The sequence below is a fragment of the Sorangium aterium genome, from assembly GCF_028368935.1.
Taxonomy (GTDB): domain Bacteria; phylum Myxococcota_A; class Polyangia; order Polyangiales; family Polyangiaceae; genus Sorangium; species Sorangium atrum.
Window position 1 is genome coordinate 738,142 of the sequence record NZ_JAQNDK010000002.1, and the last position, 14,628, is coordinate 752,769.

Genomic DNA, 14,628 nt, shown 5'->3' on the forward strand with positions numbered 1-14,628 from the left:
GGTATCCTAGCGGGCCATGCCCTTCAGCAATCTGAGCTCCCCCCGCAAGGTGCACGGCCTGGACGCGGAGATCCGGGGCGCCGCGGTCCTCGCGAGCCCCGGGCTCGTCGCGATGATCTCGACCGATCCGGTGCGCCTCGGCGTCTGCCCGATCGGCGGCTCCGGCGCGAAGACGACGAACCTGTCGTTGCCCTCGGCGCACGACGTGGCGCTCCTGTCGAAGGACGTCGCCGTGGTGCGGAGCGGCGACGACGCGGTGTGGGCGCTGCTCGGCATCACGCACGGCCCGAAGCTCGATCAGGTCGGCCGGGACGCGCGGCAGCTCGCCACGCGGCCGTCGGGCGAGACGGCGCTCGCGCTCGGCTGGGACGGCAGCGCGACGGAGCTCAAGCTCGACAAGACCGAGGTGAACGGCCGCACGTTCGCGGTGCGCGGCTCCGCGCGGGCGTTCGATCTGACCGAGACCGAGGCGCATGTGGTGATGGACGGCGCGGGGGAGGGAGGCGAGCTCCGCGTCCACCCCGGCGCGACGCCCGAGCCGGGTCCGACGCTCCGCGCCTCGCTGCCGCGCGCGGCCCAGAACCTCGATCGCGTCCGCGGCGGCCCGAAGCTGACGGCTGTGTACAAGCGCGGCGCGAGCGCGGCCTGCGCGGTCGTGAGGTCGTCGGGCAAGCTCGCGGCCAAGATGCTCGCGTTCGCCGATCCCGTCGCCGACGTCGCCGTCCTCGAGTCGAGCCTCTTCGTGGCCTTCGCGGACGGCCGCGTCGCGCTGTTCGACGGCGCCGCCATCGAGGCCGCCGTCGGCGCGCCCATCGCGCCGACGGCGATCGTCACGCTCGGCGCCCGCGGCGAGCCGGCCGTGCTGGCGGTCGCCGGCAAGGGGTCGCCGACCCTGTGGGTCGGGACGAGCGCCGGGGAGATCTGGAGCCTGGCGATCGTCCGCAAGCAGGGCGGCTGAGGGGGCGCCGCGGCTCACGCCGCGCGCGCCGCGATCTGCCCCTCTACCAGCGCGTCCGGATCGAGCTGGTCGAGCGTCGTCACGACGCGATCCGCCCCCGCCGCGGCCAGCAGCGCCTCGTCGGCGAGCCGCGCCACGCCGATCGAGGTCATCCCGGCCGCCTTCGCGGCCTGCACCCCGGAGGGGGCGTCCTCGATGACGAGGCAGCGCGGCGGCGGGACGCCGAGCGCGCGCGCGGCGGCCAGGAACAGGTCCGGCGCCGGCTTTCCGCGCGCCACCGCGGCGCCGCAGAGGTCGGCGTCGAACAGGTCGAGCAGCGTCGCGCCCAGCGCGACCGGCGCGCGGCGGGGGTTCTGGTGCTCGACGAAGGCGTCGACGCGGATCCTGCGGAGGAGCTCGCTGGCATTCCTGGACGACGACGCAGCCGCGAGGAGCACGCCGCGCGCCTTGAGCTCCAGGATCAGCCGCGTCGCGTCAGAGAACACGACGAACTTACCCGCCGCGATCTTCCGGAGCAGCACCTCCTGCTTGCGCTCGGCGTAGACCCCGGCGCGCTCCGCCGCGTCGGGCACGCCGAAGTAGTCGAGCGCCGCGCGCGCGCCGCTCTCGCGCGCCTTGCCGGCGACCTCGCTCTGGTAGACGGCCGTCGTGAACCGCTCCGGCGCGTAGCGCGTCTCGGGCGCGATGGCGCGCCACTCGGTCGCCATCAGCGCCTCCAGCGCCTCCTGCCAGGCGCGCTCATGCGGCGAGTCGACAACCACCCCATCGACGTCGAAGAGGACTCCCCCGAGAGGACGCATGCCGCTGACATGGCGCCGGCGCGCCGGATCGGGAGCCCCGCGGCGCCTCGACGACGCCGCGCACAGCGCGCTGGAGCGCGCCGGCGACAGCCGCGCGCGGCGCCGTATCGCGCCTCCTCCGGCTCCGTCCGGCGGCGCGCCACGGCCGCCCGCCGCGGGCGATCGCGCCCGCCTGTGGCTCCCGCCGCTCCGCTCGGGGTGCTACCGTGCGGGCTCGTGCTGCCTGCCCGTTCCGGAGCCGCTCCCCCTGCGACGCGCCTGCCGCGAGCGCTCGTCGTCCGCGACCCGGATCCCGAGGAGCTCCGCGCGACCATCGACTGGTCGGACTGGTACCTGGACGACGCGGACGGCATCGGCGCGTGGGGCGAGCACGACGAGATCTCCCGCCTGCTCCTCTCCTCGATCGCGCAGCTCGCGCGCGAGCGCGGCTGGACCGACCACCACGCCGGCGCCGATCGGTTCTTCGCCTGGGTGCGCGAGGAGCCGCTCGTGCGCGTCTCGCCGGACGTCTACCTCCTCGATCACCGGCCCGCGCCGCCGCTGCCCAAGCAGTGGCAGACCTGGCTGCCCGGCCACCGGCCGCCGCGCTTCGCCCTGGAGATCGTGGCGAGCGACTGGCAGAAGGCCTACGAGGACGTCCCGCTCAAGTACTGCCAGCTCGGCTGCCCAGAGCTCGCGATCTTCGATCCGCTGGCCGCCACGCACCGGCCGCCGGCGGGGCGCGTGGCGCTCCAGGCCTACCGGCGCGACCCCGACGGCGCATATGTCCGCGTGTATGCCGGCGCCGGGCGCGTGTGGAGCCCCGCGCTCGACAGCTGGCTCTGCGTGATCGGCGCCGGGGCCGAGGCCCGGCTCCGCCTCACGCGCCCCGGCGGCAAGGGCGAGCTCGTGCCCACCCAGGAGGAAGCCGCGGCGATCGAGGCCCGCGCGCGGGAGGCGGCCGAGGCGCGCGTGCGCGAGCTGGAGGCGCGCGTGCGCGAGCTGGAGCAGCTGGAGCACGGGTAGCGCGCAGCGCGCGTCACGGCGCCGCGAGCGGTTCCGGTCGCGAGGAGGCGCCGGTCACACCTGCTGGGTCGGCATGATGGTGACGTGCGCCAGGTTGACGTGCCGCGGGAGGCCGGCCGTGAAGGCGATGGTGCTCGCCAGGTCGTCCGCCGTGAGCCACGTGATCTGCTGCCTCGCCTCGGCGATCCACGCTTTTGCGGCCTCGTCGGTCATGTGGCTCTGGAGCTCCGTGTTGACGAACCCAGGCTCGATGACCGAGACGCGGACGTGCTTCGGTCCGAGCTCGGCGCGCAGGTTGCGCGAGAGGTGGGTGACAGCGGCCTTGGTGGCGCAATACACGGCGAACGTCGGAAAGACGCCGTGCGCGCCGATCGACGAGATGTTGATGAGGTCCGACGGGCCGCCCCGCTTCGCTGCCGCGACCAGCGGATCGACGAACGCGTCGACGACCCGCATCGCGCCGGTGAGGTTGACCTCGATCATCTGCTCGAAATCGGCGATCCGATGCTCCTCGACGCCGGAGGGCAACATGACGCCGGCGTTGTTGATCACGAGGTCGACGGGTCCGAGCTCGGCCGCGATCGACCGCGCGGCGTCGGCGACGGCGGCCCTGTCCTTGGCGTCGAAGGCGAGCGCGAGCGCGCGCCCGCCCGCGGCGCGGATGCCCTCGGCCAGCGAATCGAGGCGGTCTTTGCGACGCGCGAGGAGCGCGACGGCGGCGCCCTGCGCTGCGAGCTTGCGCGCGGTGGCCTCACCGATGCCGCTGGAGGCCCCGGTGACGACGGCGATGCGACCTGCGAGAGGAAGATGCTGAGACTGAGACATGGTGCGAGCTCCTGGTTGGGTCCCCGGTCGGGGGTGCCCGCAATCTGGAGCTCCGCGTCGAGGCTAGGCAGACGTGCCGCGAACCTAGGATTCGCAATCCCTGGATAGAGGAGCGCGAACAGGGCATCTTTCGGTGCGTGCCCGGGGCGCGCGTGATCGTGAGCGACAGGCGGAGCGAGCTGGCGGATTTCCTCCGAGGGAGGCGGATGCGCGCGGCGCCGATCGCGGGCGGCGCGTTCGCGGGGAAGCGGCGGCGCACGCCGGGCCTCAGGCGCGAGGAGATCGCGCAGCTCGCCGGGCTCAGCGTCGACTGGTACACGCGGCTCGAGCAAGGGCGTGACGTGAACCCGTCGCGCGAGACGCTCGAGGCGATCGCGCGCGTGCTGAAGCTCGACGACGACGAGCGAGGTCACCTGTTCTACCTGGCGCGGCCCGAGCCCGCGCGGGCCGCGGCGCGCCAGGAGAGGGCCGAGCCGGCGATGGCGCGCGCGCTCGAGGCGATGCGCGTCCCGGCGCTCGTCTTCAGCCCCCGTTTCGACGTGCTCGCGTGGAACGGCGCGGCGCGCCGCCTGCTCGTGGACCTCGGCGACGTCGCCCCGCGAAGGCGCAACCTGCTCTGGATGACCTTCCACCATGCGGCCTACCGCGCGCGCTACGCGGAGATCGGCGTGATCGAGCGAGAGGTCGTGGCCGCCTTCCGCTTCAGCGCGAGCTCGTACGTGGGAGATCCGGAGTTCGACGCGCTCGTTGCCGAGCTGCTCGAGACGAGCGAGGCGTTCCGGGCGATCTGGGCGCGCCACGAGGTCCGCGCCAAGGTGAGCGGCGCGAAGGCCTTCCGCGTCGAGGCCCAGGGCGCGGGGGGCCGCGACGCCGACGGCGCCGGGCCGCTCGTGCTCGAGTGGCACACGCTCGCCTCGACGACGTCGAGCCGCCAGCAGCTCGTCTACTACACGGCGCGCGCGGCGGGCGGACCCGAGGACGAGCGCCGCCTCGCGGCGCTGTGCGGGGCTGACAGCGGATGATGAGGGGCGCGCTGATCCAGCTGCGCGGTAGGAGAGCTGAGCGCGCTCGATGCTTGCGTGCCCGAGGAGACCTGTCGCGCCAGCGATGCGTCCTCGAAGGGGGCCCGCCGGGCGGCCGGGGTTGACGGGAACGACGCTCGCGCATAGCGTCCGCGTGTCTCGTGCCCCTGTCACTGCCGCCCAGGCTCGCCGGTGCCATGGCGCAGGGTGACCTCTGATGCCCGGTGGAAGCCTCAAGCGACCCGAGCCCCCTTCCGACGGCTGGTCGCCCCGCACCGAGGCCTCGGTGTGGCTCGGGCTCGGGCTGCTCGGCGTCGGGGTCGCGTGGTTCGCGGTGCGCGCCATCGAGATCGACAGATCGCTCGACGCCGCGAGCCGGCAGCTCGCGAGCGCCGGGCCTCCGGACGCGCCGCCGCCGCCCGCGCCGGCTCCCGACGCGGGCGCTGAACCGCACCTCGCGCTGGCCTGGACCGTGGGAGCCCCGGACCAGCCGGCGGAGCCGCTGGCGAGCGTGCGGCAGGCAGCCGAGGAGCTGCTCGCGCGGCGCCTCCCTCACGGGCTCCGTCGCGGGGCGGTGATCCGCGCCGTGGCCGAGGCCGCCAGGGCGCCGAAGGAGCCTCGTGTTCTGGCGCTCGACGTGCGGGCGGCCGGGCAGCCGGAAGCCCGCTTCTACCGGTTCGACGACAACGCCACGGGGCGGCTGGTCGACGAAGACGGACGCGAGCTCGTGCCGAACCCGTGGCAGGCACCGCTCGCCACGCTGCGTCGGACGTCGCCGTTCAACCCCAAGCGGATGCACCCCATCTTGCACCGCGTGAGGCCGCACGAGGGCACGGACTACGGCGCGCCGTCGGGAACCCCGGTCTATGCCGCGCTCGAGGGCAGCGTCTCCTGGGTGGGGCCGCATGGTGGTCACGGCAACTGGGTCGCGATCCAGCACGACAACGGCGTCGAGACAGGCTACGCGCACCTCTCGAGGTTCGCGGCGGGCCTGAAGCGCGGGGACCACGTGGCGACCCATCAGCTCGTCGGCTACGTGGGGTCGACCGGGCGCTCGACGGGGCCGCACCTGCACTTCAGCGCGAGCCGCAACGGCGTCTACTTCGACGCGGAGACGCTGCTCGCGATGCGCCTGCAGGAGCTCCCCGCCGATCAGCGCGACGCGTTCCGCACCGAGAAGGGAGCGCTCGACCGCGAGCTCGACGACATCGGGGATCCCCTCCCTGCCGCGTCGCGGCCCGGAGGCGGGGACGAGCCGGCATCGCCGGCGAACGATTCGGTGTCGCAGCCGCGCGCGGCCGCGTCGGGCGCCCGGCGCCAGCGGCGGTGACCGCCGGCGAGGCCGCCCGGCGGCCTCGTCTGACACGCGTAGCTAGCGATCCCTGGTCGACGTCGCGCCGGCGCGCTCTCGCAGCTCCCTACGCGCGCGCATGTGCGCGCGCCACCGCGCGCGGAGGGCGCTCGGCTTCTCGGCGTAGCGCTCGTCGAGGAACCTGGCGCTTGTCACGCGGTCCGAGCGGAAGTGGCGGAAGTCCTGGCGGAGCTCGCACCACGCCGCGAGGAGCCGCGTCGACTCGAGATAACCCACGATCACGGGCCACACGACGCGCTCGCTCTCGTGCCCCGTCTCGTCGCGGTAGCGAAGCGCGATCTTCGTGCCGGCGCGGATCGACGCGCGAACCTGGGCCAGGTCGAGCGCGTCGGGCGCCTGGACCCCCCCGACCGGCGCGCCCGTCGCCGGCTCGAACACGAAGGGCCGCAGCCGCTCGGGGACCGCCGCGGCGATCTTCGCGATGAGGTCCTGCGCCGCCCGCTGCAGGGCGACGTCCCCGCGCTGGGCGACCCACTGCGCGCCGAGGACCGCGACCTCGATCTCGTCGGGCGTCAGCATCAGCGGCGGCATGTCGAAGCCGCGATCGAGCACGTACCCCGTGCCGGCCTCCCCGCGGATCGGGACGCGCTGGGCCAGGAGGTCCGCGATGTCGCGGTAGACGGTGCGCTTCGACGTCTCGAGCTCCTCGGCGAGCGCTGCCGCCGTGATCGGCGCCCGCTGCCGGCGCAGGATCTGCAGGATCTGGAACAGGCGATCGGCGCGTCGCACGGGGATGCTGACACCAGGTTGTCAGCAGGGCAGGGCTACATCAAGCGCAGTCCACGGCGGACCCACAACAGCTCGGAGATTGCACATGATCACCCTCCACAGCTTCGGCCCCATGTTCGGCTTGCCGGAAGCCAGCCCCTACGTGACCAAGACCGAGGTCCAGCTCAAGCTGCTGGGCCTCCCCTACACGAAGGAGCGCGCGCGGCCCGATCAGTCGCCGAAGGGGCAGCTCCCCTTCATCGACGAGGATGGCGCGCGTATCGCCGACTCGCACTTCATCCGCGAGCATCTGCAGAAGAAGTACGGCAAGGATCTCGACGCCGGCCTCGACGCCCGGCAGCGCGCCGAGGCGTGGGCCATCGAGCGCATGATCGAGAACAGCCTCACGCCGACCATGGTGTACTCCCGCTGGCTCATCCCGGAGAACTTCGCGAAGGGCCCGGCGAATTTCGTCAACGGCGCGCCGGAGGAGGCGCGCCCGAAGCTGCGCGAGGAGCTCGTCGCGCGCGTCCGCGAGACGCTCCGCGCGGTCGGCGTCGCGCGCCACGCGAACGACGAGGTCGTCGAGCTCGGCGCGCGCTCGCTGGCGGCGCTCTCCGCGCTGCTCGGGGACAAGCCGTACCTCTTCGGAGCGCGCCCGGCGGGCGTCGACGCGACGGCCTTCGCGGCGCTGGCGGGCCTCCTCACGCCGTTCTTCGACTCGCCGCTGCGGCGGAGGGCCGAGGGCTTCGCGAACCTCACCGCGTACACCGCGCGGCTCATGAAGGAGTTCTACCCGGATCACCCGTGGGAGGCGCCGCGGCCGGGCGCCTGAGCGGCGCAGCGCCGCCGGCCCGGACGGGGCGGCGGCGCTGCGGCCGAGCGCTGCCTGTTCGGCGCTACTCCTCGGGGGTGGGAGCCGGCTCGGGCGCCGGCGCGGGCTCCGTGACGCCGCCACCGACGCACGCGTATCCGACCGAGTCCGGGGTGGGCAGGGGCAGCGACGCCACCGGCGTCTCGAGGTCGTCGAGCGCGTTCACGAGCACGCCGCCCTGGGAGTACGAGTACACGTAGTCCTCGATGAACAGGCCGCGCTGCACGGCGGCCCCGCCGTAGTAGCACCCCGACGGCACGCTGCTGAAGAAGCCGCTGTGGTCGACCGCGCCGAGCCGGCTGAACCCGTCCTCGATATCGACGTTGAACAGCTCGAGCGTGCTCGACATCGCGCCGGTCTCCCCGTCGAAGCTCACGAGCGGGAAGGCGAGCACGCCGAGCTCGCCATAGTACGTGAACGCCTTGTGGTTGTACTCGGCCTCGGAGTGCATGTACTTCGCCCCGTCGAGCGCCTCCTTGTGCAGCAGCGCGGGCGCCGACGCGTTCGTGACGTCGAAGATCTGGAGAGCGAGGCCGGTCACCGTGCCGTCCTCCTCGCCATCCCTGCCGATCGTCAGGAGGTGTCCGTCGTCGAGCGGGTGCATGTACTCGCTGAAGCCGGGGATCTTGAGCTCACCCGCGACGGAGGGGGACGCCGGGTTCGCGAGATCGATCACGAACAGCGGATCGACCCGGCGGAACGTCACGACATAGCCGCGATCGCCGACGAACCGGGTGGACTGGATGGTCTCGCCGGGGGCCAGGTCGGTGACGGCGCCGATCTGCGCGAGATCGGTCCCTTGCGCCTCGAGGACGAACACGTTGTTGCTGGTCGTCCACCTGGGCTCCGCCGACACCTGCGAGGTCGTCGAGACGCGGAGCTTGCCGTCGTGCTCATCGAGCGAGAACTGGTTGATGATGTGGCCGGACACCGAGCCTGACGCGACGTACCCGGGCTGGCTCGGGTCGGCGATCAGATCGAACTTGTGCAGATGGGTGACGTTCGTGCCGACGAACACCTCGCCGGGCGCCGCCTGATGATCCCAGGACCGCGCGGCGACGTAGAGGGCGTCGTGGCTCGCGTACACGGTGTCGGTCGCGCCGACGATCGACGTCGACTCCGGCGTTGCGGCGAGGTCGGCGAGGTCGATCGACTCGATCTGCGTCAGGCCGTACGACGTCGTGCCGGCCTCCGGAACGTAGAAGTCCGAGCAGCTCGCGTCGAGCAGCTCCACGGCCTCTCCCTGCTTCTCGAAGCGGTACGGCAGCCACGTCGAGAGCGGGGCGTCCTCGATGATCGCCGCGTTCTCGGCGCGGAGCTGCTCGAACGCCGCGGTCCACGCCTCGGCGGTCTCGGGATACTCGGTCAGGCCTGAGGGCCAGTAGGGGAGCGCGGGGCCGTGGGCGCCGCCGGTCAGCACCGTGCGCACGTTCGGGCCGGTGCGCCGCGCCGAGGTGTAGCCGCCCTCGAAGTAGAGCTCCTTGACCACGCTGGGGGCGCCGCCGGCGAGGCTCAGGACGGTCACCTTCGTGAGGGGGGCCCAGACGCCGCCCGAGCCGGGGTCGCTGACGTCGGGCGGCGGCTCAGCGGCCCCGCCGTCCGGCGGCGGGGGCGCCGGCGCGTCGCCGCCGGACGGCGCCTCGGCGTCGGGGGGGGCGTCGTCGGACGAAGGCGTGCCGCCGTCGGACGAAGGCGTGCCGCCGTCGGGCGGTGGCTCGGCATCGTCCGGCGGCAGCGGCTTCGCGTCTCCGCCGTCGGCGGGGGTCCCCGGGTTGCTGCTCGGCGCGCTGGGGGCTCCAGGCGTCGGCATGACGCCACCGCCGCCGACCATGGTGTCGACGAGCAGGTAGTCGTAATACCCCGGCCGCGGCGTGACGCCCGCCTGCTCGTAGATCGCGGCCCCGTTGACCGACGAATAGACGACGACCTTGTCGTCTGCCACGAACATCTCGTGGGGTGACCCCTCGATCGCGAGCGAGCTGCCCACGGCGAGCGACGACGCCGGCCGCGCCGTCAGGGTGTAGAAGCTCTGGCCGTGGAGCACGTAGATGTTGTTGCCGTCGGTCTTGATGATATCCGCCTCATCGACGCCGGCGACCTGGGTGTTCGTCTCGGAGTGGGCAGGGTCGGCGCCGCTGCCGCTGCCATCTGCCGAGGTCTCCTGGCCGGTTTCCCCGTCGTCTGCTGTGGGCGGCACCGGGGCGGGCGTGTCCGTGGGATCCTGGGCCCCTCCGGGGACGCCGACGCTGCCGTTGTCGACGCCGCCGACGACGCCGCCGCGGGGGTAGCCGTACGCCGAGTAGCTCTCGATCGTGGCGTCGATCTGGGCGTTCATCTTGGCGAGCGCGTCCTGCTTCAGCAGCGCTTCGAGGTCGTTGCAGGACTGAGCCCGGTGGAGCGCCGCGCGCTGAGAGCCGACCTGGTCGACAGGCGCGGACGCCGTCTCGCATCCGGCGGCGAGGAGGCCTGTTGTCAGGAGTAGCCAAAGGGAGGAATGGGTGCGGTGGGTTCGCATGGTGCCTGCTGCGTTCGCAAGGCCCGCGCCAGCCGCCCGCTCGCTTCGTTCACCGCGCTTCGCCCGCGCGCCGCTCCTGCCGCGCTGCGGAGAGCACGACATGCAAGCACTGGCCGCAGGCCGCCTGGCACACGTGTGCCAAACGGATGGTATGACGGTTGGTTTCCGTCAGCGCGAGATCGGAGCGTAGCCGTCGCGCGACGACGAGAAGATGACCCAGCAACAGGTCTTGCCGTCGACGGTGGTGGCCTCGGGCGACCCTCGAGGGCAGCTGTCGTGGATTCCAGGGCTCGTGACCCGAGGCAAGCGGGCGGGTCGTTGGCCGCGAGCCGCGTCGGCGCGCCGCCGGCCGCGGGGATGACGTGAAACCCGGAGTCGGGATGATGGTACATCTCCCCCGGACCAGGCGTCCTGTTGAATGCGATCCGCCTGTCGTCGGGCGCGAAGGCCGGGCAGTGCTCGTTGAAATTCGGCGCCCCGCGGGGCCTGTCGGGGTGCTAATTTCCTCGCGTGGCATCGCCGAATCGCATCGGGTTCCCCCTTACCCCTCGGCGTTCTCCCCGCGCGCTCGTGCTCCGCGATCTGTCGCCGGAAGAGGCCGGCGCCGCGATCGACTGGTCCGGCTGGTATCTGCCCGATGACGCGGAGCGTCCTGACAAGGTCGAGCGGTCCGAGATCGTCCGCCTGTTGCTGTCGGTGGTCGCCCAGCTTGCGCGCGAGCGTGGCTGGGCCGACTTGTATGCTGGCACCGGGCAACTCTTCGCGTGGGTGCGGGGCGAGCCGCTGGTGCGCGTCCTGCCGGACCTCTACGTCCTCGATCACCGCCCGTTGCCGCCCGTCCCGCGGCAGTGGCAGACCTGGCTGCCCGGCCATCGTCCGCCGCGGTTCGCGCTGGAGGTGGTCTCGGGCGACTGGCGCCGTATCTACGAGGATGCGCCGGCGAAGTACTGGCAGCTCGGCTGTCCCGAGCTCCTGCTCTTCGATCCCGAGGCGGCTGCCGCCCGCGCGCCGCTCGCGGAGGAGCGGGTGCCTCTCCAGCTGTACCGGCGAGACGCGGATGGCACCTACCTGCGGGTCCACGGAAGCGGCGATCCCGTCTGGATCGAGGCGCTCGACGCGCACCTCGTCGTGTTGAAAGACGGCCCGCACCCGACGTTGCGCGTCGCGCGGAGCTCCCGCGCGACGGATCTCGTGCCAGCCGAGGAGGAGGCCCTCCGGGCCGAGGGCGAGGCGCGCGCCCTGGAGCAGCGCGCCCGCGTCGCCGAGCAGCGCGCCCGCGCCGCCGCCGAGGCGCGGGTCCGCGAGCTCGAGGCGCGGGTGCGCGACCTGGAGGCCCGCGTGTCCCGGAGGTGAGCGCGGTGGCGCGCTCACGAGCGGGTCGTCGTGACGTCAGGGCGTGCAAGCGCAGCCGCAGACAGACATCTGGCCCGAGACGGTCGTGCTCCACTGCCCATTCCAGGCGCGGCTCGTGCCGCAGGCGGCCGGGCACTTGCTCGGGGCGTCGGCGCTGCTCCAGATGGGCCCGGCCTCGAGCGACACCGTGGCCGGCGGGGTGGTTGCGCACTCGCAGACGGACATCTGGCCCGGCACGGTCGTCCACCATTGCCCGTCCCACTTCGTTGCGCTGCTGAACGCGGCGCAGGTATTCGGACACTGCGTCTGAGCGTGGGTGTTGCTCCAGATGGGGCCGGCCTGCACGACGGCGGCAGGGCGCGGGCTGCACTCGCATACCGACATCGCGCCCGGAACGGTCGTCCACCACTGCCCGTTCCAGTTCATGTTCTGGGGATTGCAGACGTTCGGGCACTTGGTCTGGGCATCGGTGGTGTTCCAGATCGGGCCGGCCTCCAGCGCGAGGTTCTTGGCGACGCACGCAGGGCCGAGCGCCTGCGACGCCTCCTCGACGATCTCCTCGTCGGCGAACGCCTGTTCCGAGCCGCCTTCGTCCATCGGCACGCTGCAACCCGCGATGAGCAGGATGCCGAACGCGCTGGAGGTGAAGAGTGCGGAGAGGATGTGTTTCGTGTTCATGGTCGGCTCCTGGAGTGGTCTGTCTGGTTGACGTCTTGGGTCGCGATGTTCGCCGCCCGTCCGATTCTGATTTCGGTTGTTTGCAGCCTGCGTGCCACCAGGGCGCGCCCTCCTCGGAAGCGCTCGGCGCTCCACGTCAGCAGGCAGAATGCGAGCGGCACCCGTGCGTTTCCGGGGGCGCGGCGCGCCCGCCCATGGCCGCCTCGGCAAGACCTTGCCCGCAAGAGATCGCCGTCGCGAGTTGCCCGGCAAGAGTTTGCCGGCAAGGATGGGCCGAACGTAACAGCGGTGTCCTCCCGGCTCCCGCGGCCTTCGTCCAGATCGTCGCTCCGCCCGGCACGTGAGCCGGCTTGAGCTATTGGGCCGAGGCCCACCGGACATGACCGGGCGCGCCGGCAAACGTTGGCGCGCAATGGAAATGGAAGTGGAAGTGGAAGTAGAAGTGGAACGCCCGCCCGCGGCGACCTGGCGACACAAACAGGAGCAGAGCGGCGCAGCGCCGCGCAGCGCGGCGGAGACTCACGAGCGGCGAGGTCCGTGGCTCTTGGACCTTCCGAAAGAGCCTGATATAGAGACCAGCGAGGCGGAGTGCATGCGGTCAGGCAAGTCGGTGCAGGACGACGCGGCGAAGACCTGGACCCTGGCGGGGAGGTCGATCTCTGCCATTCAGCAGACCGCGACGCTGGGCATCGCGCTCGTCTGGCATCACGCCGGAAAGACGGAGAGACGATTGCTCTCGCCCGACACGCCGCTTGTCGTGGGGCGCGCCGCGCCTGCCGCGCTCTGCATCGACGATCGTACCCTGTCGCGGGAGCACGCCCGCTTCCTCCTCTCGCGCGGGCGGGTGTGGGTCGATGACCTGGAATCCAAGAACGGCACGTTCCTCGACGGCCGCCGCGTCTCCCGCGCCGGGATCGCGATAGGGGATGAGGTCGTGCTCGGCAGCGTCGCGCTGCGGGTGCAGGCGTTCGGCGCCGGGGGCGAGTCGCTCGATCTCGAGGGAGAGGAAAAGCTCTTGCGCCGCGTGGAGGACGAGCTGACGCGCGCCCGACATTTTCGCCGTCCGTTCGCCCTTCTCCACGTGCGCATGAGCGCGGCGGTGACGGCGGAGGGCTGGATCAACGCCGTGCGCGCGTGTCTTCAGCCCGTCCATCGCGTGGCGCTCTACGGCACCTGCGCTGCCCACGTGCTGCTGCCCGAGGCCGGCGCCGAGGAGGCGCACCGCGCCGCGCAGGCCATCGCAGCCTCCTTCGTCGGCAGCGACGCCCGGCTCCTCGTCGGCCTCGCCCTCTACCCGGACGCCGGAAGCACCGCGGACGAGGTCTTCGCGGCCGCGCGCGAGGCTGCCCGCCACGCCTCGCCCGAGCGCCCGGTGGCGTGCGGCCCGGCCGCGACCTCGGTGCTCGCGCGCGAGGAGCCGGAGGAAGGGGGGATCATCGCCGGCCAGCAGATGCGCGAGGTCATCGAGACGGTGAGGCGCGTGGGCGCCTCGCGCATCCCGGTCATCCTCCACGGCGAGACGGGGACCGGCAAGGAGGTCGTCGCGCGGATGATCCACGAGGGCGGCCCGCGCAAGGGGCGGCGCGTGGTGCGCGTCAACTGCGGGGCGATCCCGAAGGACCTCGTGGAGAGCACCTTGTTCGGCCACGAGCGCGGGGCGTTCACCGGCGCGCTGCAGCAGCAGAAGGGCGTGTTCGAGGAGGCCGACGGCGGCACGGTGTTCCTGGACGAGATCGGCGAGCTGCCGCCGCCGGCCCAGGCCGCGCTGCTCCGCGTGCTCGAGTCGGGGTCGTTCAGCCGCGTCGGCTCGAGCCGCGAGATCGAGGTCGACGTGCGCGTCGTCGCGGCGACGCACCGGGATCTCGAGGCGATGGCCGCGTCGGGCGCGTTCCGGGCCGATCTGTATTATCGGCTGGGCGGCGTCGTCATCGACATCCCGCCGCTGCGCGATCGAAAGGACGAGATCGAGCCGCTCGCGCGGCATTTCCTGCGCGCGGCCAGCGCGGCCAACGGACGACGCGTCGAGGGCATCACCCCCGAGGCGCTCGCCCTGCTCTGCGCGTACGCGTGGCCTGGCAACGTGCGCGAGCTGCGCAACGTGATCGAGCGCGCGGTGGTGGTGACGCCCGGCGCGCTCGTCGGCCTCGAGGATCTGCCCCCGCGGGTGCGCGCGGCGGCGGCGCGCGGCGAGTCGGAGCGCCCCGCGGACCGGGGGACGGACGCGGAGCTCGGCCGCGCTCCGACCGACGTGGCCGTGTTCTGCCCCACGCCGTCCGCCCCGAAGGAGGCGCCCCCCGAGGGCGGGCTGGTCCGGGGGAAGGTGCAGCAGTATGAGGCCAAGCTGCTCCAGGACATGCTCGAAACCGCGGGCTGGAACCGCACCGAGGCCGCGCGGCGACTGGGGATACCGGTGCGCACGCTGTCCTACCGCATGAAGGTCCTGGGTGTGAAGCGGCCCTCTCCTCGCTGATGCAGGGCTGCTGTCGACGGGCCCCCGCGTCTCGAACCTGAGCAAGCG

Annotated in this window: 12 protein-coding genes; 7 read left to right on the forward strand and 5 right to left on the reverse strand. The window is 72.7% G+C overall.

What is annotated here, in order from left to right; all coding sequences use genetic code 11:
- The first annotated feature begins 16 nt into the window (after positions 1-16).
- Entirely contained in the window at positions 17-958 is a 942-nt protein-coding gene (locus tag POL72_RS17725) for a hypothetical protein (RefSeq protein WP_272096584.1), read from the forward strand.
- Between the two features lie 14 nt (positions 959-972).
- On the opposite strand, the gene POL72_RS17730 is transcribed toward POL72_RS17725, so the two are convergent.
- Positions 973-1,758 (reverse strand): HAD family hydrolase, encoded by a 786-nt coding sequence (locus POL72_RS17730; RefSeq protein WP_272096585.1) that lies wholly within the window; start codon positions 1,756-1,758, stop codon positions 973-975.
- 216 nt (positions 1,759-1,974) lie between these two features.
- On the opposite strand from POL72_RS17730, the gene POL72_RS17735 reads away from it, so the two are divergent.
- A complete protein-coding gene (locus POL72_RS17735; RefSeq protein ID WP_272096586.1) occupies positions 1,975-2,763 on the forward strand; it encodes a Uma2 family endonuclease in 789 nt (262 codons plus the stop codon).
- Positions 2,764-2,817: 54 nt separating this feature from the next.
- Here the strand turns inward: POL72_RS17735 and POL72_RS17740 are convergent, their stop codons facing one another.
- A complete protein-coding gene (locus POL72_RS17740; RefSeq protein ID WP_272096587.1) occupies positions 2,818-3,588 on the reverse strand; it encodes an SDR family oxidoreductase in 771 nt (256 codons plus the stop codon).
- A gap of 158 nt (positions 3,589-3,746) precedes the next feature.
- Between POL72_RS17740 and POL72_RS17745 the strand changes: the two genes are divergently transcribed.
- Both POL72_RS17745 and POL72_RS17750 read left to right on the forward strand, forming a co-directional pair.
- Positions 3,747-4,610 (forward strand): helix-turn-helix transcriptional regulator, encoded by an 864-nt coding sequence (locus POL72_RS17745; protein WP_272096588.1) that lies wholly within the window; start codon positions 3,747-3,749, stop codon positions 4,608-4,610.
- A 217-nt stretch (positions 4,611-4,827) separates the two neighbouring features.
- On the forward strand, positions 4,828-5,940 hold the full coding sequence (locus tag POL72_RS17750) for a M23 family metallopeptidase (RefSeq protein WP_272096589.1): 1,113 nt from the start codon (positions 4,828-4,830) through the stop codon (positions 5,938-5,940).
- Between the two features lie 42 nt (positions 5,941-5,982).
- Here POL72_RS17750 and POL72_RS17755 read toward each other — a convergent pair whose 3' ends face one another.
- On the reverse strand, positions 5,983-6,711 hold the full coding sequence (locus POL72_RS17755) for a helix-turn-helix transcriptional regulator (protein ID WP_272096590.1): 729 nt from the start codon (positions 6,709-6,711) through the stop codon (positions 5,983-5,985).
- An 85-nt stretch (positions 6,712-6,796) separates the two neighbouring features.
- Here POL72_RS17755 and POL72_RS17760 point away from each other — a divergent pair, with 85 nt between their 5' ends.
- Complete coding sequence (locus POL72_RS17760; protein ID WP_272096592.1) at positions 6,797-7,525, forward strand: glutathione S-transferase family protein; 729 nt, start codon at positions 6,797-6,799, stop codon at positions 7,523-7,525.
- A gap of 64 nt (positions 7,526-7,589) precedes the next feature.
- Here POL72_RS17760 and POL72_RS17765 read toward each other — a convergent pair whose 3' ends face one another.
- A complete protein-coding gene (locus POL72_RS17765; RefSeq protein ID WP_272096593.1) occupies positions 7,590-10,079 on the reverse strand; it encodes a beta-propeller domain-containing protein in 2,490 nt (829 codons plus the stop codon).
- Positions 10,080-10,589: 510 nt separating this feature from the next.
- Here POL72_RS17765 and POL72_RS17770 point away from each other — a divergent pair.
- The gene (locus POL72_RS17770) at positions 10,590-11,432 is read left to right on the forward strand and encodes a Uma2 family endonuclease (protein WP_272096594.1); all 843 of its coding nucleotides are present in this window, start codon (positions 10,590-10,592) and stop codon (positions 11,430-11,432) included.
- A 36-nt stretch (positions 11,433-11,468) separates the two neighbouring features.
- Here the strand turns inward: POL72_RS17770 and POL72_RS17775 are convergent, their stop codons facing one another.
- Complete coding sequence (locus tag POL72_RS17775; protein WP_272096595.1) at positions 11,469-12,110, reverse strand: mannan-binding lectin; 642 nt, start codon at positions 12,108-12,110, stop codon at positions 11,469-11,471.
- Positions 12,111-12,702: 592 nt separating this feature from the next.
- Between POL72_RS17775 and POL72_RS17780 the strand changes: the two genes are divergently transcribed.
- Entirely contained in the window at positions 12,703-14,580 is a 1,878-nt protein-coding gene (locus POL72_RS17780; protein WP_272096596.1) for a sigma 54-interacting transcriptional regulator, read from the forward strand.
- The last annotated feature ends 48 nt before the right edge of the window (positions 14,581-14,628 follow it).